General features: G+C 54.4%; 24 protein-coding genes and 1 pseudogene. 14 read left to right on the top strand and 11 right to left on the bottom strand.

What is annotated here, in order from left to right; genetic code table 11:
• Window positions 1-77: 77 nt before the first annotated feature.
• From USF70_RS08960 to htpX, 4 genes are all read left to right on the top strand, one after another.
• Window positions 78-575: a GAF domain-containing protein gene (locus USF70_RS08960; RefSeq protein WP_008500476.1), complete on the top strand. Its 498-nt coding sequence runs from the start codon at window positions 78-80 to the stop codon at window positions 573-575.
• Window positions 576-671: 96 nt separating this feature from the next.
• Window positions 672-1,358 carry an RNA chaperone ProQ gene (gene proQ, locus USF70_RS08955; RefSeq protein WP_023336085.1) on the top strand — a complete coding sequence of 229 codons (687 nt, stop codon included), beginning with the start codon at window positions 672-674 and terminating at the stop codon, window positions 1,356-1,358.
• A 19-nt stretch (window positions 1,359-1,377) separates the two neighbouring features.
• Window positions 1,378-3,426, top strand: a complete 2,049-nt coding sequence (gene prc / locus USF70_RS08950; RefSeq protein ID WP_029741991.1) for a carboxy terminal-processing peptidase — start codon at window positions 1,378-1,380, stop codon at window positions 3,424-3,426.
• 193 nt (window positions 3,427-3,619) lie between these two features.
• Window positions 3,620-4,501, top strand: coding sequence for a protease HtpX (htpX, locus tag USF70_RS08945; protein ID WP_014884290.1), 882 nt, complete (start codon window positions 3,620-3,622; stop codon window positions 4,499-4,501).
• A gap of 50 nt (window positions 4,502-4,551) precedes the next feature.
• On the opposite strand, the gene USF70_RS08940 is transcribed toward htpX, so the two are convergent.
• Window positions 4,552-5,925, bottom strand: coding sequence for an MFS transporter (locus tag USF70_RS08940; RefSeq protein WP_219939793.1), 1,374 nt, complete (start codon window positions 5,923-5,925; stop codon window positions 4,552-4,554).
• Between the two features lie 179 nt (window positions 5,926-6,104).
• Here USF70_RS08940 and kdgR point away from each other — a divergent pair, with 179 nt between their 5' ends.
• A complete protein-coding gene (kdgR, locus tag USF70_RS08935; RefSeq protein WP_023312208.1) occupies window positions 6,105-6,896 on the top strand; it encodes a DNA-binding transcriptional regulator KdgR in 792 nt (263 codons plus the stop codon).
• 67 nt (window positions 6,897-6,963) lie between these two features.
• Here kdgR and USF70_RS08930 read toward each other — a convergent pair whose 3' ends face one another.
• Entirely contained in the window at window positions 6,964-7,203 is a 240-nt protein-coding gene (locus tag USF70_RS08930) for a YobH family protein (RefSeq protein ID WP_033145832.1), read from the bottom strand.
• Between the two features lie 161 nt (window positions 7,204-7,364).
• Here USF70_RS08930 and mgrB point away from each other — a divergent pair, with 161 nt between their 5' ends.
• The 7 genes and pseudogenes from mgrB to rlmA all read left to right on the top strand — a co-directional run bounded on the left by mgrB (window position 7,365) and on the right by rlmA (window position 12,596).
• The gene (gene mgrB / locus USF70_RS08925; RefSeq protein ID WP_006175995.1) at window positions 7,365-7,508 is read left to right on the top strand and encodes a PhoP/PhoQ regulator MgrB; all 144 of its coding nucleotides are present in this window, start codon (window positions 7,365-7,367) and stop codon (window positions 7,506-7,508) included.
• Between the two features lie 74 nt (window positions 7,509-7,582).
• Window positions 7,583-7,873 carry a YebO family protein gene (locus USF70_RS08920; protein WP_048979899.1) on the top strand — a complete coding sequence of 97 codons (291 nt, stop codon included), beginning with the start codon at window positions 7,583-7,585 and terminating at the stop codon, window positions 7,871-7,873.
• A gap of 21 nt (window positions 7,874-7,894) precedes the next feature.
• On the top strand, window positions 7,895-8,884 hold the full coding sequence (locus USF70_RS08915; protein ID WP_320735551.1) for an MBL fold metallo-hydrolase: 990 nt from the start codon (window positions 7,895-7,897) through the stop codon (window positions 8,882-8,884).
• A gap of 525 nt (window positions 8,885-9,409) precedes the next feature.
• A pseudogene (locus USF70_RS08910) lies at window positions 9,410-9,554 on the top strand (DUF2627 domain-containing protein).
• Window positions 9,555-9,567: 13 nt separating this feature from the next.
• The gene (cspE, locus tag USF70_RS08905; RefSeq protein ID WP_001062678.1) at window positions 9,568-9,777 is read left to right on the top strand and encodes a transcription antiterminator/RNA stability regulator CspE; all 210 of its coding nucleotides are present in this window, start codon (window positions 9,568-9,570) and stop codon (window positions 9,775-9,777) included.
• Between the two features lie 219 nt (window positions 9,778-9,996).
• Complete coding sequence (gene ftsI, locus USF70_RS08900; protein ID WP_032658506.1) at window positions 9,997-11,715, top strand: peptidoglycan glycosyltransferase FtsI; 1,719 nt, start codon at window positions 9,997-9,999, stop codon at window positions 11,713-11,715.
• A 65-nt stretch (window positions 11,716-11,780) separates the two neighbouring features.
• Complete coding sequence (gene rlmA, locus USF70_RS08895; protein WP_320735550.1) at window positions 11,781-12,596, top strand: 23S rRNA (guanine(745)-N(1))-methyltransferase; 816 nt, start codon at window positions 11,781-11,783, stop codon at window positions 12,594-12,596.
• Here rlmA and mntP read toward each other — a convergent pair.
• The 5 genes from mntP to manX all read right to left on the bottom strand — a co-directional run bounded on the left by mntP (window position 12,593) and on the right by manX (window position 16,747).
• Window positions 12,593-13,159, bottom strand: coding sequence for a manganese efflux pump MntP (gene mntP, locus USF70_RS08890; RefSeq protein WP_029741998.1), 567 nt, complete (start codon window positions 13,157-13,159; stop codon window positions 12,593-12,595). The two genes, rlmA and mntP, sit on opposite strands and share 4 nt — an antisense overlap.
• Before the next feature lie 398 nt (window positions 13,160-13,557).
• A complete protein-coding gene (locus tag USF70_RS08885; protein ID WP_111964794.1) occupies window positions 13,558-14,016 on the bottom strand; it encodes a DUF986 family protein in 459 nt (152 codons plus the stop codon).
• A gap of 54 nt (window positions 14,017-14,070) precedes the next feature.
• On the bottom strand, window positions 14,071-14,922 hold the full coding sequence (locus USF70_RS08880; protein WP_006810994.1) for a PTS mannose transporter subunit IID: 852 nt from the start codon (window positions 14,920-14,922) through the stop codon (window positions 14,071-14,073).
• Window positions 14,923-14,934: 12 nt separating this feature from the next.
• Window positions 14,935-15,735: a PTS mannose transporter subunit IIC gene (manY, locus tag USF70_RS08875; protein ID WP_008500490.1), complete on the bottom strand. Its 801-nt coding sequence runs from the start codon at window positions 15,733-15,735 to the stop codon at window positions 14,935-14,937.
• Window positions 15,736-15,781: 46 nt separating this feature from the next.
• On the bottom strand, window positions 15,782-16,747 hold the full coding sequence (gene manX, locus USF70_RS08870; RefSeq protein ID WP_032658500.1) for a PTS mannose transporter subunit IIAB: 966 nt from the start codon (window positions 16,745-16,747) through the stop codon (window positions 15,782-15,784).
• A gap of 266 nt (window positions 16,748-17,013) precedes the next feature.
• On the opposite strand from manX, the gene USF70_RS21745 reads away from it, so the two are divergent.
• Window positions 17,014-17,223: a protein YoaL gene (locus USF70_RS21745; RefSeq protein WP_372584218.1), complete on the top strand. Its 210-nt coding sequence runs from the start codon at window positions 17,014-17,016 to the stop codon at window positions 17,221-17,223.
• Window positions 17,211-18,770: a CNNM family cation transport protein YoaE gene (gene yoaE, locus USF70_RS08865; protein WP_033145827.1), complete on the top strand. Its 1,560-nt coding sequence runs from the start codon at window positions 17,211-17,213 to the stop codon at window positions 18,768-18,770. Before USF70_RS21745 ends, yoaE begins: the two co-directional genes overlap by 13 nt.
• Before the next feature lie 6 nt (window positions 18,771-18,776).
• Here the strand turns inward: yoaE and USF70_RS08860 are convergent, their stop codons facing one another.
• The 4 genes from USF70_RS08860 to pabB all read right to left on the bottom strand — a co-directional run bounded on the left by USF70_RS08860 (window position 18,777) and on the right by pabB (window position 23,965).
• Window positions 18,777-20,375, bottom strand: coding sequence for an EAL domain-containing protein (locus USF70_RS08860; RefSeq protein ID WP_320735549.1), 1,599 nt, complete (start codon window positions 20,373-20,375; stop codon window positions 18,777-18,779).
• 130 nt (window positions 20,376-20,505) lie between these two features.
• Complete coding sequence (gene sdaA / locus USF70_RS08855; protein ID WP_039263633.1) at window positions 20,506-21,870, bottom strand: L-serine ammonia-lyase; 1,365 nt, start codon at window positions 21,868-21,870, stop codon at window positions 20,506-20,508.
• Window positions 21,871-22,054: 184 nt separating this feature from the next.
• Complete coding sequence (locus tag USF70_RS08850; protein ID WP_048977605.1) at window positions 22,055-22,633, bottom strand: CoA pyrophosphatase; 579 nt, start codon at window positions 22,631-22,633, stop codon at window positions 22,055-22,057.
• A 6-nt stretch (window positions 22,634-22,639) separates the two neighbouring features.
• Entirely contained in the window at window positions 22,640-23,965 is a 1,326-nt protein-coding gene (gene pabB, locus USF70_RS08845; RefSeq protein ID WP_320735603.1) for an aminodeoxychorismate synthase component 1, read from the bottom strand.
• Between the last annotated feature and the right edge of the window lie 58 nt (window positions 23,966-24,023).

Raw genomic sequence — 24,023 nt, 5'->3', positions numbered from 1 at the left:
TCTTGAGCATGAGCGCATTTAATGCTTATTTTAATAGGCTATGCGGTAAATTTGTAAGACAACTAAGTGATTGAATAATGAACAAAACAGAATTCTACGCGGATCTGAACCGCGATTTTAAGGCATTGATGGCGGGTGAGACCAGCTTCTTAGCCACTCTGGCAAATACTAGCGCATTGCTGTTTGAACGTCTCTCTGATGTGAACTGGGCCGGCTTTTACCTCCTGGAAGGTGAAACGCTGGTGCTCGGCCCGTTCCAGGGCAAACTGGCCTGCGTGCGTATTCCGGTAGGGCGTGGCGTATGCGGCACGGCGGTGGCCGAAAATCAGGTCCAGCGTGTGGAAGACGTTCATGCGTTTGACGGGCACATTGCCTGTGATGCCGCCAGTAATTCTGAAATCGTTCTGCCGCTGGTAGTCAAAAATCAGATTATTGGCGTTCTGGATATCGACAGTACGGTCTTCAGTCGCTTTACAACCGAGGACGAACAGGGGCTGCGCGAGCTGGTGGCGAATCTGGAAAACGTACTCGCTGCAACCGATTATCAAAAATTCTTTGCGAGCGTCGCAGGATAATCAACGGATAACGTAGCATTTACTGATAGCGTCATTATAATGACGCCTGTTCATGCCTGCGCTTGTTGGCAACGTCCGTTGTAATCAGGAAATTTCATGGAAAATCAACCTAAGTTGAATAGCAGTAAAGAAGTTATCGCATTTCTGGCCGAGCGTTTCCCGCAGTGCTTCAGCGCGGAAGGTGAAGCTCGTCCCCTGAAAGTCGGTATTTTTCAGGATCTGGTGGCGCGTGTTGAAGGGGAAATGAACCTCAGCAAAACTCAGCTGCGTTCCGCCTTACGTCTTTATACTTCGAGCTGGCGCTACCTGTACGGTATCAAAGCTGGCGCGACCCGCGTGGATCTCGACGGCAACCCGTGTGGTGAGCTGGACGAGCAGCACGTTGAGCACGCGCGTAAGCAGCTTGAAGAAGCCAAAGCACGCGTTCAGGCACAACGTGCAGAACAGCAGGCGAAAAAACGCGAAGCCGCCGCGGCAAACGGCCAGGAAGAAGCGCCTCGTCGTGAGCGTAAACCACGCCCTGCGCCGCGCCGTCACGATAATAACGATCGCAAACCGCGTGCAGACAAACCAGCAGCAAAAGCCCCGCGCGCCCCTCGTGAAGAGCCGCGCCATACGCCGGTTTCTGACATTAACGCCCTGAGCGTAGGTCAGGCACTGAAGGTAAAAGCGGGTAACAATGCTATGGACGCCACCGTACTGGAAATCACCAAAGATGGCGTTCGTGTACAGCTGACTTCTGGTATGTCAATGATTGTACGCGCAGAACACTTGTTGTTCTGAAACGGAGGCCAAGCCTGGCATGAACACTTTTTTTAAGCTCACCGCGCTAGCGGGCCTGTTTGCCATAACAGGTCACGCTTTTGCAGTGGACGATATTACGCGTGTTGATCAAATTCCGGTTCTCAAGGAAGAGACGCAGCACGCGACGGTGAGCGAGCGCGTGACCTCACGTTTTACCCGCTCGCACTATCGTCAGTTCGATCTCGATCAGGCCTTTTCGGCCAAAATCTTTGACCGCTATCTGAACTTGCTGGATTACAGCCATAACGTTTTGCTCGCCAGCGATGTCGAGCAGTTCGCTAAGCGCAAATCCGAGGTGGGTGACGAGTTGCGTTCTGGCAAGCTGGATCTGTTCTACGATCTCTACAACCTGTCGCAAAAGCGCCGCTTTGAACGCTATCAGTACGCGCTGAAAGTGCTGGAACGTCCGATGGACTTCACCGGTACTGACACCTTTAATCTGGATCGCAGTAAAGCACCCTGGCCGAAAGATGAGGCCGAGTTGAATGCGCTGTGGGACGGTAAAGTTAAATACGACGAACTGAGTCTTAAGCTGACCGGCAAAGACGAAAAAGAGATCCGTGACACGCTGACGCGTCGTTACAAATTCGCCATTCGTCGTCTGGCGCAGACCAACAGTGAGGATGTTTTCTCACTCGCGATGACCGCCTTTGCGCACGAAATCGATCCGCACACCAACTATCTCTCTCCACGCAACACCGAACAGTTCAATACCGAGATGAGCCTGTCTCTGGAAGGTATCGGCGCGGTGCTGCAGATGGATGATGATTACACGGTGATCAATTCCATGGTCGCGGGTGGCCCGGCATCCAAAAGCAAAGCGATTAGCGTAGGCGATCGCATTGTGGGTGTAGGACAAACAGGCCAGAACATGGTCGACGTGATCGGCTGGCGTCTCGATGACGTGGTTGCGCTGATCAAAGGTCCGAAAGGCAGCAAGGTTCGTCTGGAAATTCTGCCTGCCGGTAAAGGCACCAAAACCCGTATCGTTACCCTGACCCGCGAGCGTATCCGTCTGGAAGACCGCGCGGTGAAAATGTCGGTGAAAACCGTGGGTAAAGAGAAGGTGGGTGTTCTGGATATTCCTGGCTTCTACGTGGGCCTGACTGACGATGTTAAGGTTCAGCTGCAGAAGCTTGAAAAGCAGAACGTCAGCAGCATTATCATCGACCTGCGCAGTAACGGCGGCGGGGCGCTGACGGAAGCGGTTTCACTCTCCGGTCTGTTCATTCCATCTGGTCCGGTGGTTCAGGTGCGCGATAACAACGGTAAAGTGCGTGAAGATGCCGACAACGACGGTGTGGTCTACTACAAAGGCCCGCTGGTGGTCCTGGTTGACCGCTTCAGTGCTTCCGCGTCTGAAATCTTTGCCGCTGCAATGCAGGACTATGGCCGCGCGCTGATCGTCGGTGAGCCAACCTTCGGGAAAGGCACCGTTCAGCAGTATCGCTCTCTGAATCGTATTTACGATCAGATGCTGCGTCCGGAATGGCCTGCGCTGGGCTCGGTTCAGTACACCATTCAGAAATTCTACCGCGTGAACGGCGGCAGTACGCAGCGTAAGGGCGTAACGCCGGACATCATGATGCCGACAGGCACGGAAGAGACCGAAACCGGCGAGAAGTTTGAAGATAACGCCTTGCCGTGGGACAGCATCAATGCCGCGACCTACGTGAAAGCGGGTGATATGACGCAATTTGGCCCTGAACTGCTGAAAGCGCATAACGACCGCATCGCGAAAGATCCGGAGTTCCAGTACATCATGAAGGACATTGCACGATTCAATGCCCTGAAAGATAAGCGGAATATCGTTTCTCTGAACTACGCACAGCGTGAGAAAGAGAATAACGAAGACGATGCAACTCGCCTGGCGCGTATCAACGATCGCTTCAAGCGCGAAGGTAAGCCTCTGCTCAAAAAACTGGACGATCTGCCAAAAGATTACCAGGAGCCGGATCCGTATCTGGACGAGACGGTGCATATCGCTCTCGACCTGGCGAATCAGGAAAAAGAGAAACCTGCCGTACAGCCCGCTCCGGCAAAATAACCTCCCAACAGGCACAAGAAATTGTGCCTGTTTCTTTTTGTTCTTCATCCTTCCGTCAGCCAGATTTCCAATTGTGTAAAGTTGTGTCTTTCTGGTGACTTACGCCCGCCGGATGCTTGAAAATAGCCGCAATACCCATACGATGTGGGTAATCGCATAGTGCGTTTTGTTAAACTGAGGTAAAAAGAAAATTATGATGCGAATCGCGCTCTTCCTGCTCACCAATCTGGCGGTCATGGTGGTTTTCGGGCTCGTGCTAAGCCTGACAGGAATTCAGTCGAGCAGCGTTCAGGGTCTGTTGATTATGGCGCTGCTGTTTGGTTTTGGTGGCTCGTTCATCTCCCTGCTGATGTCGAAGTGGATGGCACTGAAATCGGTGGGTGGTGAGGTTATTGAACAGCCGCGTAACGATATGGAACAGTGGCTGATGAATACGGTGGCTCAGCAATCCCGTCAGGCCGGGATCGCCATGCCGCAGGTGGCGATTTACCATGCCCCGGACATCAACGCTTTCGCCACGGGCGCCCGTCGCGATGCGTCACTGGTTGCCGTCAGCACCGGATTGCTGCAGAACATGAGCCGTGACGAAGCCGAAGCGGTTATTGCCCACGAAATCAGCCATATCGCCAACGGTGACATGGTGACCATGACCCTGATTCAGGGCGTGGTGAACACCTTCGTAATCTTTATCTCCCGTATTCTGGCGCAGATCGCGGCTGGCTTTATGGGCGGAAACCGTGACGAAGGTGAAGAGAGCAACGGCAACCCGCTGATCTACTTCGCCGTTTCGATGGTTCTGGAACTGGTATTCGGTATTCTGGCCAGCATCATCACCATGTGGTTCTCCCGCCACCGTGAATTCCACGCGGATGCCGGCTCGGCGAAGCTTGTTGGTCGTGAGAAGATGATTGCCGCGCTGCAGCGTCTGAAAACCAGCTACGAGCCGCAGGAAGCGAACAGCATGATGGCCTTCTGCATTAACGGTAAATCCAAATCGCTGAGCGAGTTGTTTATGTCTCACCCGCCGCTGGATAAACGTATCGAAGCGCTGCGCAGTGGGGAATACCTGAAGTAACGCTAAGAACCCTAATAAGCCGGGCAGGAGAACACTCCGCCCGGTTTTTTTTATGCCTGAACTTTGGGCTGGGTCACCCGCAGGCCGCTGATGACCGCCGCGAGGGAAGCAAGGGCTCCCGCGGTGAGAAGCGCAACGTGGTTGCCGTTTTGTCCGGCGAGGTTAAACATCAGGGCAACCAGTGCCGCACCTGTGCTTTGCCCCAGAAGGCGCGCGGTCCCCAGCATGCCGCTGGCACCACCGCTGCGATGGCGCGGCGCGGAGGTGATAATGGTGTGATTGTTAGGAGACTGGAACAGGCCAAACCCTGCGCCGCACAGGATCATGCGCCAGATGATGTCCAGATCGGTTGGCGATGACGGTAGCAGAGCCAGCGCGAACAGGCCTGTCGCCATCACCGCCAGCCCCAACGCTCCCAATAAACCGGCATGGACGCGTTCAATTAAGTAACCTGCCAGCGGAGCCATCACCATGGTCGCCAGCGGCCAGGGGGTTAACAGCAGGCCGGTCTCCACTTCTGAACGGCCGATCGCGCTCTGCAGAAAGAAGGGCAGAGAAACCAGAGCCAGCATCTGGGCGCAGAACGAGCAGACGGACGTGCAAATGGAGAGGGAAAAGAGGGGAATACGCAGCAGATCGACCGGCAGCAAAGGCACGGGGAGAGTGAGCTGGCGGCGAACAAAGAAGAAGCCGATCGCCAGCAGGGCGATGAGCTCCGCGGCGGTAAGCATCAGAGACTGCCCCTGCGCAAAGCCGCTCAGCGCCGTAATCAGCAGGCCAAAGGTCAGGGCATTCATCACCGCACTCGCCACATCGAAGCGCGGCATGGTGCTTTTAGGGCCGTTAGCGGGAAGAAAGCGCAGGGCAAAGAATATAGCGACAATGCCCAGCGGCACGTTAATAGCAAACAGCCATTGCCATGACGCAACGGAAAGGATCGCCGCCGCAATAGTTGGCCCGGCGGCGGAAGAGACGGCGACAATAAACGAGTTTATCCCCATGCCGCGACCCAGATGACGCTGCGGATAAATTAAGCGGATCAACGCCGTGTTTACGCTCATGAGCGCCGCGCCGCCAAAACCCTGCGCGATGCGGGCAAGCGTCAGGGTATGCAGTGAAACTGAAAGGGCGCATAGCAAGGACGTGAAGGTGAAAACCACCAGACCGCACTGATACACCCGACGGTAACCGAACATATCGCCCAGGAAAGAGAACGAGAGCAGGGAAACCACAATCGCAATCTGATAGGCGTTAACGATCCATATCGAACTGGCGGGAGAGGCATGCAGGTCGCTGGCGATGGTTGGCAGGGCAACGTTCGCAATTGCGCCGTCAAGGACGGCCATTGAGATACCAATAATGATGGTCGCTATAGCGCCATACCGCTGGGGTAAAGGCAGGCCATCGGAAAGGGTCTTTTCCATTAGGATTAAAAAAGCTCAGCGTGAAATTATTCTCAGGGTAACTATTTTAGCATTGTTACAGCCGCGATATGTCGCAGATTTGTAACGAAGTAAACGCGGATTGATTGCAGGTGACATGACGGGAACTTATAATAAAAACCGGTTCTGATTTTTATAAAACACTCTCTATGAGGTGGTAAATGGCTATTGCGGATTTGGATAAACAGCCAGATTCTGTTTCTTCCGTGCTGAAGGTGTTTGGCATCTTACAGGCGCTGGGGGAAGAGCGTGAAATAGGTATTACAGAGTTGTCGCAGCGCGTAATGATGTCTAAAAGCACCGTATATCGCTTTTTGCAAACCATGAAGTCGCTGGGCTACGTAGCTCAGGAAGGCGAATCTGAAAAATACTCTCTGACGCTGAAGCTGTTTGAGCTGGGCGCCCGTGCGCTACAAAATGTTGACCTGATCCGCAGCGCTGATATTCAGATGCGTGAAATCTCTCGCCTGACTAAAGAGACCATCCATCTCGGCGCGCTGGATGAAGACAGCATTGTTTACATCCATAAAATCGACTCCATGTACAATCTGCGCATGTATTCGCGCATTGGTCGTCGCAACCCGCTCTACAGTACCGCGATTGGTAAGGTTCTGCTGGCGTGGCGCGATCGTGAAGAAGTGAAGCAGATCCTCGAAGGCGTGGAATACAAGCAAAGTACCTCACGAACCATTACCAGCACGGACGCGCTGTTAACGGTGCTCGATCGCGTACGCGAACAGGGGTATGGCGAAGATAACGAGGAGCAGGAAGAAGGGCTTCGCTGCATCGGCGTTCCGGTGTTTGACCGCTTTGGCGTGGTGATCGCGGGCTTAAGTATCTCCTTCCCAACCTTACGCTTCTCCGAAGAGCGCCTGCATGAATATGTGGCTATTCTGCACACTGCCGCACGTAAGATTTCTGAACAGATGGGTTACCACGACTACCCGTTTTAACCTCTGCTCGTATAAAAAAACGCCGCATCTGTTGCGGCGTTTTTTTGCCAGTCATTTCACCGGCCGATTAGCCATTATCAATCACGACGGATGTCTTACGCAGGACCGGACAGTGGGTCAAGCCAACGATCCCGCTGTCAGTATGCAAATATTGCGCAGTGCTCACGCCCTGTGCTGTTAAATATTTACATTGAATCCCTAACCCGGCTGCGTTCTCGGTGCTTCCCACGAGCACACCGTAACCCGTGAGCAGAAGGCCAATCCAGACGATGGCCAGCGCAATAATTGTACGAATGATGAAGCGCATCATTAACCTCTTTTGTCGTTGTTATCATAAAGCTAGCGTAAAGGGTTTACACGATGAAACAAGGGCAGGATTCTGAAAAAAGCGCGATGGCGGTACAGTTAGCCCTTGTTTAAGATAAGCGTGATAACCTCGTTACATCAGGTTTTTAGACGGAGTGTGGAGTGAAAAAAATACGCTGGGTAATTCTGATTATCGTGCTGATAGCGTGCGTGGTGTTATGGACGCAGACGATCAATGTGATGTGCGATCAGGATGTACAGTTTTTTAGCGGCGTTTGCGCAATCAATAAGTTTATTCCGTGGTAATACGCATTTTTTCTCAAGGTGATTTCCTTCCTTCGCGCCAGTGGTAAAATAGACGTTTTTATTGAGGTGGTGAAATGGGTGAGTTACTGAATTCAGGGCTGCTGAATATGGCATCCCTGTTGATTTCTTTGGTTGTTCTGCTTGTGGGCCTGGTCATCTGGTTTTTCGTGAACCGCGCCAGTTCCCGTACTAACGAGCAGATTGAACTGCTGGAAGCGCTTCTCGATCAGCAAAAACGTCAGAATGCGCTACTGCGCCGTCTGTGTGAGGCTAACGAACCGGAAGAAAAAGACGCGCCGAAAGACGCGGTCGCTGAAGATAACAAAGACGAAGACGACTTTATCCGCCTGGTGGCTGAGCGTTAATCTTTTGTCCGGGAGGTGGCTGTGGTCTGGAAAAATCCCTGGTATGACCCCTCCCTGAAACATCATACTCCGAATGGTTTTCGTAATACCGATCCTGTTGGATATCAACCCGGCGACCTTGACCGTTGGCGCAAAGCGCGTAAAGAGGCCGGTTTACCGAAGCCACCCGCGCTGGGTTATGAAGACTTTATCCAACAGTGGTGGCAACCGGTTGAGCTTACGCAACCTCATGAAGATGGGGTATGGTGGCTGGGACACGCGAGCGTGATGCTGCAGCTGGACGGCAATATCATCCTTACCGATCCGGTTTTTTCACGGCGCGCTTCTCCACTCCCTTTCCTGGGACCACAGCGCAAAACGCCTCCCGCTCTGTCAGTCGATCAACTCCATCAGCTTGATGCGGTCGTCATCTCCCATAATCATTACGATCATCTTGATGACGTGACCATTCGCCGTATTCTCAAACGCTTCCCCGAGGTCAGTTTTTTTGTTCCGCTGGGCCTGGCCAGCTGGTTTCGCCGCCGGGGGGCAAAACGCGTGGTTGAGCTCGACTGGTGGCAGAGCTTCACCTGGCAGGGGATGACGCTAACCGCCGTACCGGCACAGCACTGGAGTATGCGCACGCCATGGAACCGCAATCGCTCATTATGGTGCGGCTGGGTTATGGAAGGTCGACATCATCGTTTCTGGTTCAGCGGAGATACGGGGTATTCGCCAGAGCTGCTGTTGATACCTGAACGTCTGGGCCATATAGATGCTGCCGCGTTACCGATTGGAGCCTATGCCCCACGCTGGTTCATGGCTGTCCATCATATGGATCCGCAATCTGCGGTGGCATTGTGGCAGCAGCTGGGCTGCCCTCTGGCGTTTCCCATTCACTGGGGCGTGTTTGAACTGGCAGATGAATCCCTGGATGAACCTGTGCGGGAGTTAACTGACGCGCTAGATAATTTAGCACCAGTTAATCATTCTTTCAGGATACTGAAAGTTGGTGAATATTTATCCTTATAAACGAAGCGATAACGTAGTGCATATATTCTGTCTGTAAACGCGTTCAGGAATGTTTTATTTTTATCGAAACGTTTTGCTTGCCTTCTTTTGATGCAGAGTCATAAAAATTTCATTATTTTGGTGCATAACACTGTTTATTAGTTGGTGCATTTTAATACAGGTCGGCGCGGGTTATTAACAGTGTTTTTTGTCTGAAACAATTTGGTCGCGTTACAATGATTTAAGCATAAGTTTTCACAAATTGTTCTAACTCAATCAGGACGTAAGATTTCTTTTCCCGGTTGCTGGACGCTTCGTAATGATTGAGCTATGTTAAAAAAGTCTTAGATTACAGCGCTTGTGAAAGCAACGCTGGGTCTTTGTTACGCAGCAGAGCTGTCTGTAAGTGATGCGCATAATTGTGCAAAACCTGACAGGCACTGTTCGAATTTGTGCGGCGGATCGAGACATGTTTAAAAATGGCTTGCCATATTAAACATAGTGTGTGATAACACGTTTTGGGTCAAACGAGGTACAGTTCTGTTTATGTGTGGCATTTTCAGTAAAGAAGTCCTGAGTAAACACGTTGTCGTTGAATACCGCTTCTCTGCCGAACCTTATATTAGTGCCTCATGCAGTAATGTCTCAGTTTTATCTCAGTTAATGCCTGCGGGCTAAGAAAACACTCTAAGGAATTTTGCAAAATGGCAAAGATTAAAGGTCAAGTTAAGTGGTTCAACGAGTCTAAAGGTTTTGGTTTCATTACTCCTGCTGACGGCAGCAAAGACGTGTTCGTACACTTCTCTGCAATCCAGGGTAACGGCTTCAAAACTCTGGCTGAAGGCCAGAACGTTGAGTTCGAAATTCAGGACGGCCAGAAAGGCCCAGCTGCAGTTAACGTAACTGCTATCTGATCGAACCGCTGCTGACTGAAGCGCTTAGCGCTTCAATCTCAGACATAAAGCCTCGCATAACGCGGGGCTTTTTTATGTCCTTTATCTTTCAAAATATTACCATTTGCGGTCTTGTTAGTAACTTGTTGCAAAGCTGCGAGGTTAGTAGCACTGTTTTGCCACCTTAACCCCATCTTTTCCCGTTAAATCAGGGCGTTGTTTAACAGTCCTGGGGTTCAGGTGAAGAAGAAATTGATAACGACCGCTGGCAATTTCACGCCGGCGCGTTTTGTGCTGCTCTGTTTAGCTATTTTTTGTAGTCTGGCTTTTTTGCTGGGCCGCGTTGCCTGGCTGCAAATCATCAAGCCTGACAACCTGGTGAAGCAGGAAGATATGCGATCCCTCCGCCAGCTGGCGATTGATGCGCCGCGGGGCATGATAATGGATCGTGAAGGTCGCCCCCTGGCGGTGAGCGTGCCCGTCCGGGCCGTCTGGGCCGACCCTAAAACGGTGCTGGCAAAAGGGGGCGTTGGCATTGACGAACGCTGGCAGGCGTTGGCAAATGCGCTGCATCTCTCCCTGGGCACACTTTCGGCGCGAATCAACGCCAACCCGCAGGGGCGTTTTATTTATCTTGCCCGTCAGGTCGATCCTGCTCAGGCGAAGTGGATCGATAAGCTGAATCTGCCCGGCATCAATTTACGCGACGAGTCACGCCGTTTTTATCCTGCCGGCCATGTGGCAGCGAACCTGATTGGCTTCACCAATATTGACGGGCAGGGCATTGAAGGCGTGGAAAAAAGCTTTAACGCGCAGCTGACCGGCAAGCCGGGTGTGCGGCAGGTAAGGGAAGACCGATACGGTCGCGTGGTTGAAAACCTGACGGAAGTGGCGCCTGCACCGGCGCATAACATCCAGTTAAGTATCGACGAGCGGCTGCAAACCATCACCGAAGATGCGCTCGATAATGCCGTGGCCTGGAACAAGGCCGAGTCTGGTGCATCGGTGCTAATTAATATCCCAACCGGGGAAATACTCGCCATGGCGAGCTATCCGGATTTCAATCCCAATAATCGGGAAGGCGCGACGATAAACGATTTCCGCAATCGCGCCATCAGCGATACGTTCGAGCCCGGTTCGACGGTCAAGCCGCTGGTGCTGATGACGGCCCTGCAGCAGGGCCTGGTCCAGCCGGACAGCGTGATTGACACTCACCCGTATACCCTTGACGGGCATCGTATCCGCGACGTGGGCTATTATCCTGAACTGACGATGACCGGGATCCTGCAAAAATCGAGCGACACCGGCGTGTCACGACTGTCCCTGGCAATGCCTGTCCAGCATCTTATTGATACCTATCGCAACTTTGGATTTGGCACGAATACGGGGCTTGGCTTAACGGGCGAAAGCGCGGGGCTGTTGCCAAATCGTAAATACTGGAGCCAACTCGATCGCGCGACCTTTGCTTTCGGCTATGGGCTGATGGTGACGCCGCTCCAGCTGGCGCACGTCTACGCCACGATTGGCGGCTTCGGGCTCGAGCGACCTCTCTCGATTACGCGTATCGATCCACCCGTTATCGGGCACCGCGTCATGCCGGAAGAGATTGCGCATGAGGTGGAACACATGATGGAGAGCGTTGCGCTGCCCGGCGGCGGGGGCGTTAAGGCCGCCGTTCGCGATTACCGGGTGGCGGTGAAAACCGGTACGGCGAAGAAAATTGACGACAGCGGGAAGTACGTCGATAAATACGTTGCGTATACGGCCGGCGTTGCGCCCGCCAGCGATCCGCGCTTTGCCCTGGTGGTGGTGATTAACGATCCGCAAAATGGCGCCTATTACGGCGGTGCCGTTTCCGCACCTGTCTTCAGCGAGATTATGGGCAACGTGCTGCGTCTGGAGAATGTGAAACCTGACGGGTTACCGGCGGGTTCCGATCACCTTATCGTTATGCGTTAACCGGGCGTTTATAACCAGGGCGAATAGCGGTACACTTCGCCCTTTGATTATGCTCCGGAGTCACCATGTCCTTCAGCTGTCCCCTTTGCCACGCCCCCCTGACGCACTCAGATAAAAGCTATACCTGTCCGCAGGGGCATCAGTTTGATATGGCAAAAGAAGGCTACGTGAATCTTCTGCCGGTGCAGCATAAGCGCTCCCGCGATCCAGGCGACAGTGCAGAGATGATGCAGGCGCGTCGTGCGTTTCTGGATGCCGGGCACTATCTGCCGCTGCGGGAGACCGTCGCGCAGATGCTGAATGACATCCTGCCGGGTTCAGCCACCGCCATGCTCGATATCGGCTGCGGGGAAGGGTACTACACCGCACGCTTTGCCCAGATCGCCCGTGAGAAGTGCGCGTTGACATTCGGTCTGGACGTGTCGAAAGTTGCCATTCGCGCGGCGGCAAAGCGTTACGCTGACGTGACGTTCTGCGTGGCATCCAGCCACCGGCTGCCGTTTGACGATGCCAGCATGGATGCGGTTATCCGTATTTACGCGCCCTGCAAGGCGGAAGAGCTGGCTCGCGTGGTGAAACCGGGCGGATGGGTAGTCACCGTAACGCCGGGCCCGCGTCATCTGATGGAGCTGAAAGGGCTGATCTACGACGAAGTGCGACTGCATGCCCCTCATTCTGAACAGCTGGCCGGTTTTACCCTGAAGCAGGAGCAAACCGTAGCGTATGAAATGACGCTGAAAGGCGAAGAGGCCACCGCGCTGCTGCAGATGACGCCGTTCGCGTGGCGGGCAAAACCGGAAGTGTGGGAAGCGTTAGCTGTACAATCAATATTTAACTGCCAGACGGATTTCAGTATCCACGTCTGGCAGCGAGAAGATTAACCGGCGAAGTGTGCCCAGAGGATCTGGGCACCAATGCCAATCAGCACAATTCCTCCCAGGATCTCGGCGCGTTTACCCAGCAGCGGGCCGATAAACCGTCCAACCATCATGCCCAGCGTGGACATAATCAGCGTTGCGCAGCCGATGGCCAGCGCGGTGGCGATAATATTGACCTGCAGGAATGCCAGACCGACGCCGACGGCCATTGCATCAAGGCTGGTGGCAATCGCCGTGGTGACCAGCAGCCAGAACCCGTGGCGGTGCTGCGGCTCTTCGTCTTCATCATCACCGCCGCGAAAACCTTCAATCACCATTCGGCCGCCGAGAAACACCAGCAGTACGAAGGCAATCCAGTGGTTCCACTCCAGCACGAACTGGCTGGCGAGCATGCCAAGTCCCCAACCGATAAGCGGCGTCAGCGTTTCGATAGCGCCAAAAATGAGGCCGGTACGCAGGGCTTCTGAGAACTTAGGTTTGTGGAGCGTGGCGCCTTTTCCGATGGAAGCCGCAAAAGCGTCCATGGACATGCCAAAAGCGAGAAGGATCGTAGCGGAGATATTCATAACAGCGTCCAGACCGGGGATATCCATATGACACATCACTGCCCCCAGTAAACAGCAGTTGATGTATCTATGGTCTCGCCTGATCGCACCGCACATAAGATGTGCTGTCAGCGATCCGTACGCGCCACGTTTTTCAACGAGTATGTTGACACGTACATTTCCTGCGAGCAGGAAATCGGCTACTCCCCAACGACGGGCGCAACCTTAACATATTTTGAGAATATAAAACAACAATGGATAAGCATTATTTAAAATGCTTGTTGATAACGATTTTCATTTGTCTTTAAGCGTGAAATTATCGTTAAAAAATAGAGAGCAAATTAACGAAAAGGATATAGCTTAGGCTATATTTCTTGCGCAAGATAAACACAGAATATAGCCATTGCTATATATTTAACTCATTGAGTTTTAAGAAGTAAATTGTATATTTTTTCCAGATCGTCAATATTCTTCACCCGAATAAGCAGGCGGCGTTGTTCTAATTGCATCACCAGCACACCGTCTTCGGATAAATTCATCTCTTTAATACGGTTATATTCTATCCACACATTGGCGAAGAAAAATCCGCGGGATTTAAAAATGATTTTCGGCGTGCGGATCCAGAACAGATAAACCGCCATTAATGCCAGCGCACATAATAACCATGTGGTTAATATTGCACCATGACTGGTGACGTTATTGTAAATAAGAATAACGATGAGACCCGCGAAGATAAACGCATCTACGCGCCCGCGTCGCAGAAGGGGAAGGGAGAGCAGCGTCTCGCCGTGACGGCGGGGCATGATGAATTCGTCATAGATCGCGTAAGCCAGAAGGGCAGCAATAAATAAAACCAGTACGATGTCCGTGACAGTCATTCATCCTCCAGATAAAAAAACCGGGGGCAAGCCCCCGGCCTATAGCATTGAAACTTACAGACCCAGCAGGCCGACAGCGTAGCCCGCGATACCGATGACGAAGAAGCCAACGATAATCCACAGCGGGTTTACTTTCTTACGCAGCAGCCACATGCAGGCAAAGGTCAACAGCAGCGGTACCAGGCCAGGCATCAGCTGGTCCAGAATCGTCTGCACGGTGGTGACGCGGGTCTGACCATCCTGACCGGTGATGGTCGATACCACCAGCGGGATGTTCACGTGCGTCCACTTGTTAACCAGCGCCCCCATGACAAACAGACCGAGGATTGACGCCCCCTCAGTCAGTTTCTGCAGGAAGCCGCCGCCCATGTCCTTAACGATGTCCACCCCTTTACGGTAGCCGTAGGCCACACCGTAGTAACGGGTCAGCAGGCGCACGGCGTTGAACAGGATGAAGAACAGCAGCGGGCCAAGCAGGCTGCCGCTCATCGCGATACCGGCCCCCAGCGCCGCGAAGACCGGACGCACGGTACCCCAGAAGATTGGGTCACCGACACCGGCCAGCGGACCCATCAGGCCGACTTTGATACCGTTGATAGCACCATCGTCAATCTCTGCGCCGTTCGCACGCTGTTCTTCCATCGCCAGCGTTACGCCCAGAACCGGAGCCGCTACGTAAGGATGGGTGTTAAAGAATTCCAGGTGACGCTTGATCGCCTGACGGCGCGCTTCGTTATTTTCCGGGTACAGGCGCTTGATCGCCGGCACCATGGAGAAGCAGAAGCCCAGCGCCTGCATACGTTCGAAGTTCCATGAACCCTGAAACAGGTTAGAACGGATGAACACGCCACGAATATCACCCGGAGTGAGTTTTTTCTCGGTGGTAGTTTTTGTCATATCAACCATTTCGCTCACCTGCTAGTCCAGTTCGTTATCGAGATCGTTGTTACCAGCAGCCTGCGCTGGGGCACCCGCGACGCGGTTATATTTCGGGCTGAGCTGGATGTAGAGAATCGCCATTACCGCACCAATCACACCCAGTGCAACCAGGTTGAAGTTGGTGAAGGCAGCGGTCACGAAGCCGAGGTAGAAGAACGGCATCAGATAGCCTGCGCGCATCATGTTGATGACCATCGCATAACCGACGACCACGATCATGCCGCCCGCGATGTTCAGACCGCCGGTGACCACTTCTGGAATGGCGTTCAGCATGCTCTGCACTTCACTGGTACCAACAGAGATCGCTACGATAACCGCCGGGATCGCGATACGCATCGCCTGCAGGAACAGGGATGAAACGTGGATCCACGACAGTGCCGTGAGGTTGCCGTTTTCGGCCGCCTTATCCGCCGCGTGCTGGAAGGCAACGGTGATAGTACGAACGATGATGGTCAGAACCTGGCCTGCTGCAGCCAGCGGGATCGCCAGGGCGATACCGGCACCAATACTCTGGTGACCAGCAATAACCAGAACGGTCGAAATGATAGAGGCCAGCGCCGCATCGGGCGCAACCGCCGCGCCGATGTTCATCCAGCCCAGGGCGATCATTTCCAGGGTACCACCGATGATGATACCGGTTTTCATGTCACCCAGAACGGCCCCAATCAGCGTACAGGCCACCAGAGGGCGGTGGAACTGAAATTCATCAAGTACGGATTCCATACCCGCAATACATGCGACGACGAACACCAGCACAATCTGAAGAGTGGTAATCTCCATTGCACTTCTCCTATTACATAAACTTTATATGAGAACCGGCGCGGGCTTATTTCCCAACTTTGCCGATCAAATCCATCATTTTCAGTTTTTGATCCGTAGAAACCTTACGGGCTTCCAGTTCAATACCGCGCGCATTCAGCTTGTTGAATGCCTCGATATCTTTCGCATCGACTGAAATGGCGTTGTTGACCTGCGTTTTGCCCTGACGGAATGCCATACCACCAATGTTCACGGAGGTGATTTTCACGCCGCCTTCAACAATGCGCTCAACGTCTGTCGGGTTAGTGAACAGGAGCATTACGCGTTCGCCCGCATATTTTGGGTTGTTGTACACGCGGATCATCTTGGCGACATCCACGACGTGCGCGGTAACGCCAGGAGGAGCAACCTGAGTCAGAAGGGTTTTACGTACGGTATCGGCGGCAACTTCGTCGCTGACCACGATAATGCGTCGAACGTTGGTCTCTTTGGTCCAGCGCGTGGCGACCTGGCCGTGGATTAAGCGGTCATCAATACGCGCAAGGCCGATAACCATGTAATCGTTCGGGCCCATCGGTTTTGCCGGTGCTGCCGCTTTTGGTGCCGCTGCAGGTGCAGGGGCAGGTTTTTCAACCGGCTGCGCTTTCAGGGCTTTTACCCCTTCGCGACCGGTTTCAACGGCCAGCGCCACCAGCTCATCGAACGCCGGATTGTCGTCGCGCGCCATGAAGGTTTCCACCAGCATGGGAATATTAACCCCGGCGACAACTTCATAGTGCTCTTTATCGACGACAATGCGGCTGGCGGCATTGAACGGGCTGCCGCCCCATGTATCGACGAGAAACAGCACGCCTTTGCTGGTATCCAGCTTCGCGAGTTGAGCGTTGTACTTCTCTATCAGCGTCTCGGCGTTTTCACCGGGAACGAAATCGATCCAGCCGACGTTTTCCTGCTCGCCCAACAGCATCTCTGCCGTTTTGAGTAGCTGCTCAGCAGCCCAACCATGTGTGCCTATGACAATAGCAATGGTCACTTGCTACCTCCTTTTATTATCATTAATACGCCTGCCAGGCAGCCGTACTGAGAATCGTATTGGCGAACCGAATCGATTCAGATAAGGGTTAGAGTTCAAAAAAACTAAGACTTCCGCGAATTATTTTAGATAGTGAAAAAATAATTTATGTGATGAAGATCCGTAATTTAGCCACGCGTTACAGATTTATCTGTAGCGTAAAGCTGCTGTGTTACAGAACTTTGCAAAGGAACGTAAATCTTTGCTAAAAACACAGTGTCTCTGATATGTTTAGCCTCCGTTTAATCGTTCAGGAGTATAGGGTTACAGCCCACTATATGGACCGTCACCGACGTCAGTCATCAACCAGGCCATTTCGCGCCTTATTCACCGGCGATCCTCGCCACGTATCGACTCTGTTTACCTCTGTTTTGCCCACGTTGAGTGGGGCACCGTTTCGTCATTCCTTTAGCAGGAGCTTGTCATGGAATTCTTAATGGACCCGTCAATCTGGGTGGGATTGCTCACGCTGGTGGTGCTGGAGATTGTTCTCGGCATTGATAACCTGGTGTTTATCGCCATCCTTGCGGACAAACTGCCGCCAAAACAGCGTGATAAAGCGCGTCTGATTGGTCTCTCGCTGGCGCTGGTTATGCGACTGGGGCTGCTCTCCGTCATCTCCTGGATGGTCACGCTGACCAAACCGCTGTTCTCCGTCATGGATTACACCTTCTCCGGGCGTGATTTAATCATGCTGATCGGGGGGATATTCCTGCTTTTCAAAGCGACGACGGAGCTACACGAGCGGCTGGAAAACCGTCAGCACGATGATGGGCACGGTAAAGGCTATGCCAGCTTCTGGGTGGTGGTGCTGCAGATCGTGGTGCTTGATGCGGTCTTCTCGCTGGATGCGGTGATTACGGCGGTCGGCATGGTGAATCATCTGCCGGTAATGATGGCGGCTGTTGTCATTGCGATGGCGGTCATGCTGCTGGCCTCGAAGCCGCTGACGCGCTTCGTCAACCAGCATCCGACGGTGGTCGTGCTGTGTCTGAGCTTCCTGCTGATGATTGGTCTGAGCCTGGTGGCGGAAGGTTTTGGCTTCCATATTCCGAAAGGCTACCTGTACGCCGCGATTGGCTTCTCGATTCTGATCGAGCTGTTCAACCAGATTGCGCGCCGTAACTTTATTAAGCAGCAGTCGAATCAGCCGCTGCGCGCCCGTACCGCAGACGCGATTCTGCGCCTGATGGGCGGTCGTCGTCAGGTGAACGTCCAGTCTGATTCCGAAAACCATAACCCGGTTCCGGTCCCGGAAGGGGCGTTTGTGGAACAAGAGCGCTACATGATTAACGGCGTGCTCTCCCTGGCCTCCCGTTCGCTGCGCGGCATCATGACGCCGCGCGGGGAGATCAGCTGGGTTGATGCTAACCTGAGCGTCGATGAAATTCGCCAGCAGCTGCTCTCTTCTCCGCACAGCCTGTTCCCGGTGTGTCGCGGAGAGCTGGATGAGATCATCGGCGTCGTGCGGGCGAAAGAGATGCTGGTGGCCCTGGAAGAGGGCGTGAACGTGGAAGCCGTTGCCGCTGCGTCGCCTGCGATTGTCGTGCCGGAAACGCTGGATCCTATTAACCTGCTCGGGGTGCTGCGCCGCGCTCGCGGTAGCTTTGTTATCGTCACCAACGAGTTTGGCGTGGTGCAGGGGCTGGTCACGCCGCTGGACGTGCTGGAAGCGATTGCCGGTGAATTCCCGGATGCCGACGAAACGCCAGAGATCGTTGCCGACGGTGAAGGCTGGCTGGTTAAAGGTACCACCGACCTGCACGCGCTCTCGCACACGCTGGGGCTGGAAAACGTGATCAACGATGAAGAAGACATCGCGACCGTTGCCGGTCTGGTGATCGCGGTTAACGGGCAAATCCCGCGCGTCGGCGATGTGATCGAGCTGGCGCCGCTGCACATTACGATCGTTGAAGCCAACGACTATCGCGTTGATATGGTTCGTATTGTTAAAGAACAATCAGCCCACGACGAAGATGAGTAAGCCGGCTTAGCGCAGCGGCATTAAGGGCACGATGTGCCCGTTATGATGCGCTGGCGGGGATGAACTTCCCGCCAGCCACTTCGGAAAATCCCGTAGCGGCATGGGCCGCGCATAGAAAAAACCCTGCAGGACAGGCACGCCATGGCGGCGCAAGTAGCGCGCCTGCTCCTCCGTCTCGACCCCTTCAGCCACCAGTTCAATATTCAGCCGCTGTCCCAGCGCAATAATCATATCCGTCACCGTCGAGTTCACGGCGTCGGTGCCGATGGCGGTGGTAAACGACTGGTCGATTTTCAGCACGTCCGGGTGAAGCTTTTCAAGCCAGGAGAGGGAGCTGTTCCCGGTACCAAAATCGTCGATGGCGAGCTTCACCCCTTTGCGATGCAGTTCGCGCACGATGCGATAATCCGCATCCAGCAGCGCATCCCGTTCCGTGAGTTCAATCACCAGCTGCTGGCGCGGACAGGCGCTGAACCAGAGGCGGTTCAGGTCCTGTATCAACACCGCATGACGGAAATGGCTGGCGGCGACGTTAATCCCAATGTGAAAACCGGCGCTGGAAGGGAAGTAGCCTATCTGGCGCACCGTTTCGGCGATGACATAGCGGGTCAGGGGGATAATCTGGTTATGTTCTTCTGCCAGAGGGATAAACACCTCCGGGGTGATCCAACCCTGACGGGGGTTATTCCAGCGCAGCAGGATCTCCACGCCGGTGCACGCCTGGGTACGGGCATTCACCAGCGGCTGGCAGAAAAGCTCAAATTCCCGCGCCGCAATGCCCATATCGATCTCCCACGTAAAGCTCATCCGGTTTGCCGTTGCCAGCCAGGCGAGATAGCCCAGCAGCAGGCTGAGCATCACCCCCAGCGGCAGCTGGGCTGGCAGGCTTTTTAAGGCTAACTCTCCAGGGCCTGGCCCGCTGACCGTAATGGTGAAAGGATTTCGGGTTGATGATTGCCGGAAAAGAGAGCCCTCCTCATCAAACGTCAGGCTGTCGCTGACGCGTTGTCCATAGCGCAAAAAGCGATCGCCTACGGTCAGCGCCACGTCATTGATGAGCGGGCGCTGGGGCTCGAGAATCATTTTGGCGATCAGATCGATATTGATGATTTCGATAACGCCAGCTTCACCGTCCTGTGAGACGGGATACCACTGGATCAATATCGGGCTACCCTTAAGCAGCCACTGATCGCTCGATAAAATCAGCTTCGCCGTGCTGGCGGGTAATTCTTTCAGGAAGTCGCGAACGGGCACATTGCGGCTCCCGAAAATACTTGAGCAATACAGGATACCCTCGTTAATCAGGGCGATGGAGCGTACCGTCTGCAAAATGGCGGCCTGCTTTCGCAGCGCCAGGTGCGCCTGCGGGCAGGGCTGCCCTACCAGGGGCTGCAGCACGCTGCGGCGGTTCTCTAAAGAAAGCAGGACGTTATCAAGGGCGCGAACGGTGTGGCTGGTAAAATCGAGGATCCGCTGTTGGTTAACATTGCGCTGTGAAATGAAGCGAATGCCTAACGTCAGGATGAGCGTGAGGAGCGCAACCGTGACACAGACGATAACGCGTTTTCGGCGATAGTTTTTAATGATCGTTTGTGCAGTTTGCATGAACGGTCGCCTGATAAGCCACCAGCCACAAAAGCCGGACGCAACAGTAAAAGTGTAGTGGGGAAAGCAGAAGGAGACGAGAAAGAAGAGGGAAATTCGCCCATCCGTTGCAGATGGGCGAAAGGCAGTATTAGTCGCACTGCACCTTAATGGCCAGGCCACCGCGGGACGTCTCGCGGTATTTCGCGTTCATGTCCTTGCCGGTTTCGTACATGGTTTCAATCACCTTATCCAGCGATACGCGAGGTTCGCTGGTACGGCGCATCGCCATACGTGAGGCGTTGATGGCTTTCACCGAGGCAATCGCGTTACGCTCGATGCACGGCACCTGCACCTGGCCCGCGACCGGGTCACAGGTCAGACCGAGGTTATGTTCCATACCGATTTCCGCCGCCACGCAAACCTGCTCAGGGCTTGCGCCCAGCAGCTCTGCCAGACCTGCCGCCGCCATGGAGCAGGCAACGCCCACTTCACCCTGACAGCCCACTTCCGCACCGGAGATGGAGGCGTTCATTTTGTACAGCGCACCGATGGCCCCTGCCGCCAGGAAATAGCGGATGTAGATGTCCGGCGTCACGGGCTCAATAAAGTGATCGTAATACGCCAGCACTGCCGGAACGATACCGCAGGCGCCGTTGGTTGGCGCCGTCACGACGCGACCACCGGCGGCGTTCTCTTCGTTAACCGCCAGGGCAAACATGTTTACCCAGTCGACCACGTTCATCGGGTCGTTGGAGAACTTGTCCGTGGTCACCAGCATACGGCGCAGGGCAGAGGCACGACGCGGTACGCGCAGTGGACCCGGCAGAACGCCTTCGGTGTTCATCCCGCGGTCGATACAGGCGCGCATGGTTTGCCAGACGTTCGCAAAATAGTCTTCAATCTCTTTTTTGCTGTGCAGGGCCAGTTCGTTCTGCATCACCATGCCGGACAGTGAAAGACCGGTCTCTTTGCAGTAGCCCAGCATTTCTGTAGCCGATTTGAACGGGTAAGGTACGCTGACGTCGCCGACGCTGTCTTTGCCAAAATGCTCTTCATCCACGATGAAGCCACCGCCGATGGAGTAGTACGTTTTGCTGTAAATCTCTTTTTCACTGCTGTAAGCGTGAATGGTCATGCCGTTTTCATGCAGCGGCAGGTTGTCGCTACGGAAACGCATGCCGTCATCCTGCGGGAAATCGACTTCCTGCTGACCGTTTGCCAGCAGCAGGCGGCCGCGTGTTTCCACGTCGCGGATGAATGCCGGGATGGCATCAATATCTACGGTATCCGGCATATTGCCTGCCAGACCCATAATAATGGCGATATCGGTGTGGTGGCCTTTACCCGTTAATGACAGCGAGCCGTAAACATCCACGGCGACACGGGTAACGCTTTCCAGTAATCCTTTTTCGACCAGATCATCGACGAACTGTTTACCGGCCTTCATCGGGCCAACAGTATGGGAAGACGAAGGGCCAATTCCCACTTTGAACATGTCGAATATACTAATCACTTTCACACTCCTGACAGGGTTACCGGGGTTCCAGTAACGATGTTATAACTGCGCATAGTGTAAGAGGGAACACCGACCTCGGCTTAACTATTCACATGAATTAAACTAATGGTTAACGATGGGTTTTGCTAATAGCGCGACGCGGATCGCAAACCTGCGAAAAAGGGTGGAATGTAAAGTATAGTCAAGGTTTCAGGCCGATTTGCAGCGCCAGTTCACGAATGATGCCCGCCGTCATGCCCCAGACAAAATAATGCTGATACCAGGACAACCAGACCCGATGGTCATGCCCCCGTCGATGGATATCGAGCGGATGATAGCGGCTGAGCCGGAGCGCCTCTTCGAGCGGCATTTCAAACACCGCTGAAACTTCATCGACGCTGGCGTGATACTGCAGGCCGGGCGGGATAATGCCGACCACCGGCGTGACCTGAAAACCGGTAACGCTGTCGACGGGCGGCAGCACGCCAATGACCTCAACGGCCTCCGGCGGAATGGCAACCTCTTCCTGCGCTTCCCGCAGCGCGGCGGCAATCAGCGAGGCGTCGGAGCTGTCCACTGCGCCACCCGGAAAGGCGACCTGACCCGCGTGCTTGCGTAAATGGGGAGAACGCTGGGTGAGCAGCAGGCCCGGCTGCGCGCGACGCACGACCGGGATCAGCACGGCCGCCTGACGCTGGTTCAGCGCTTCGCGGTTGACCTGCGGTCGTAATAGCTGAAAGCGAGATAAAAAATTGTCCAGCGTCAGGTTCTCTTTTTCCACCCGTGATTACTCCAGTTGTTTCAGGATACGGTTAACTTTATCAAAGGTTTCCTGATATTCCGCGTCGACCTGGCTATCGGCAACAATGCCGCCCCCGGCCGAGCAGTAAAGGTTTCCGCCGCAGGCCGTCAGCGTGCGAATGGTAATGCTGGTATCCATGGTGCCGCACAGGCTGATATAGCCGATGCTGCCGCACCAGGCGTTGCGGCGGTGCGGCTCCAGCTCATCAATGATCTCCATCGCCCGTACCTTTGGCGCGCCGGTGATGGAGCCGCCCGGAAACGCGGCGCGGAGCAGATCGCAGGCGGTGCGAGAGGCGGGTAGACGCGCGGTAATGGTACTGACCAGATGATGCACCGCCGGGAAAGGCTCGACGACAAACAGTTCCGGCACGCGCACGCTGCCCGGTTCGGCGACGCGGCCAATGTCGTTACGCATCAGATCGACAATCATCAGGTTCTCGGCGCGGTCTTTCGGCGAGGCGGCGAGCTTTTCCGCCTGCTGGCGATCGGCATCGGGATCCGCAAGACGCGGTAACGTGCCTTTAATCGGACGGGTTTGAATCGTACCCTCGGCCAGATGGATAAAGCGCTCGGGTGACAGGCTGAGTATGGCCCCCTGTTCCAGACGGACAAACGCACTGAACGGCGCCTTGTTGCTGGCATTAAGACGGGTAAACGCCTGCCACTCATCTCCCCGGTATGTCGACTGGAAGCGCTGGGCGAGGTTAACCTGATAGCAGTCACCGCTTTGCAGATACGCCTGAACGCGCGCGAATTTTTCGGCATACTCCGCTGCGGTCATATTTGAGCGCCAGCCAGAGGTCAACGTAAACGTCTGTGCCGGGGCAGGCCGTTGCGCCTCAAGCCACGCCAGACGCGCCTGCACGTCGTGATGGCTCAGCAGTGAAACCGTTTTTTTCTGATGATCGACAATTAACGCCCAGTCATACAGCCCCACGGCCATGTCTGGCAGGGAAATATCAGCCTGCGCATGCTCCGGCAGCGTTTCGAAACGGCGACCCAGATCGTACCCAAACAGGCCCAGTGCGCCGCCCTGGAAAGGGAGGTCCGGGTTCGGCGCGGCAGATAAGTCCAGCGCGTTAATGGCCTGCTGCAGCTGCTTCAGGGGATCGTCCGTTAACGACAGGTCATCGGTTGTCAGCGTCTTTAGCGGATCGGCCACCAGAATGTCGAAGCGGCTATAGGGATGGTCCGCATGGCCGGAATGCAGCAGCATCGCAAACGGAAGATGGCTCAGGCGGGCAAACCAGAATTCAGCGGCGTCTGCACGCCAGGGCAAGGTAATAACAGTGGGGAAGCGCATGTTCATGTGTGGCATACTACCGGGCAGCGTGAAATAATTAGCGCGAATAATTTAGCAGGAGTTG

The organism is Enterobacter sp. 237C8 (assembly GCF_034106865.1).
In the GTDB taxonomy this organism is placed as follows: domain Bacteria; phylum Pseudomonadota; class Gammaproteobacteria; order Enterobacterales; family Enterobacteriaceae; genus Enterobacter; species Enterobacter asburiae_B.
Note: the sequence above shows the minus strand (reverse complement) of the source record. Positions and strands in the feature narration are given on the sequence as shown.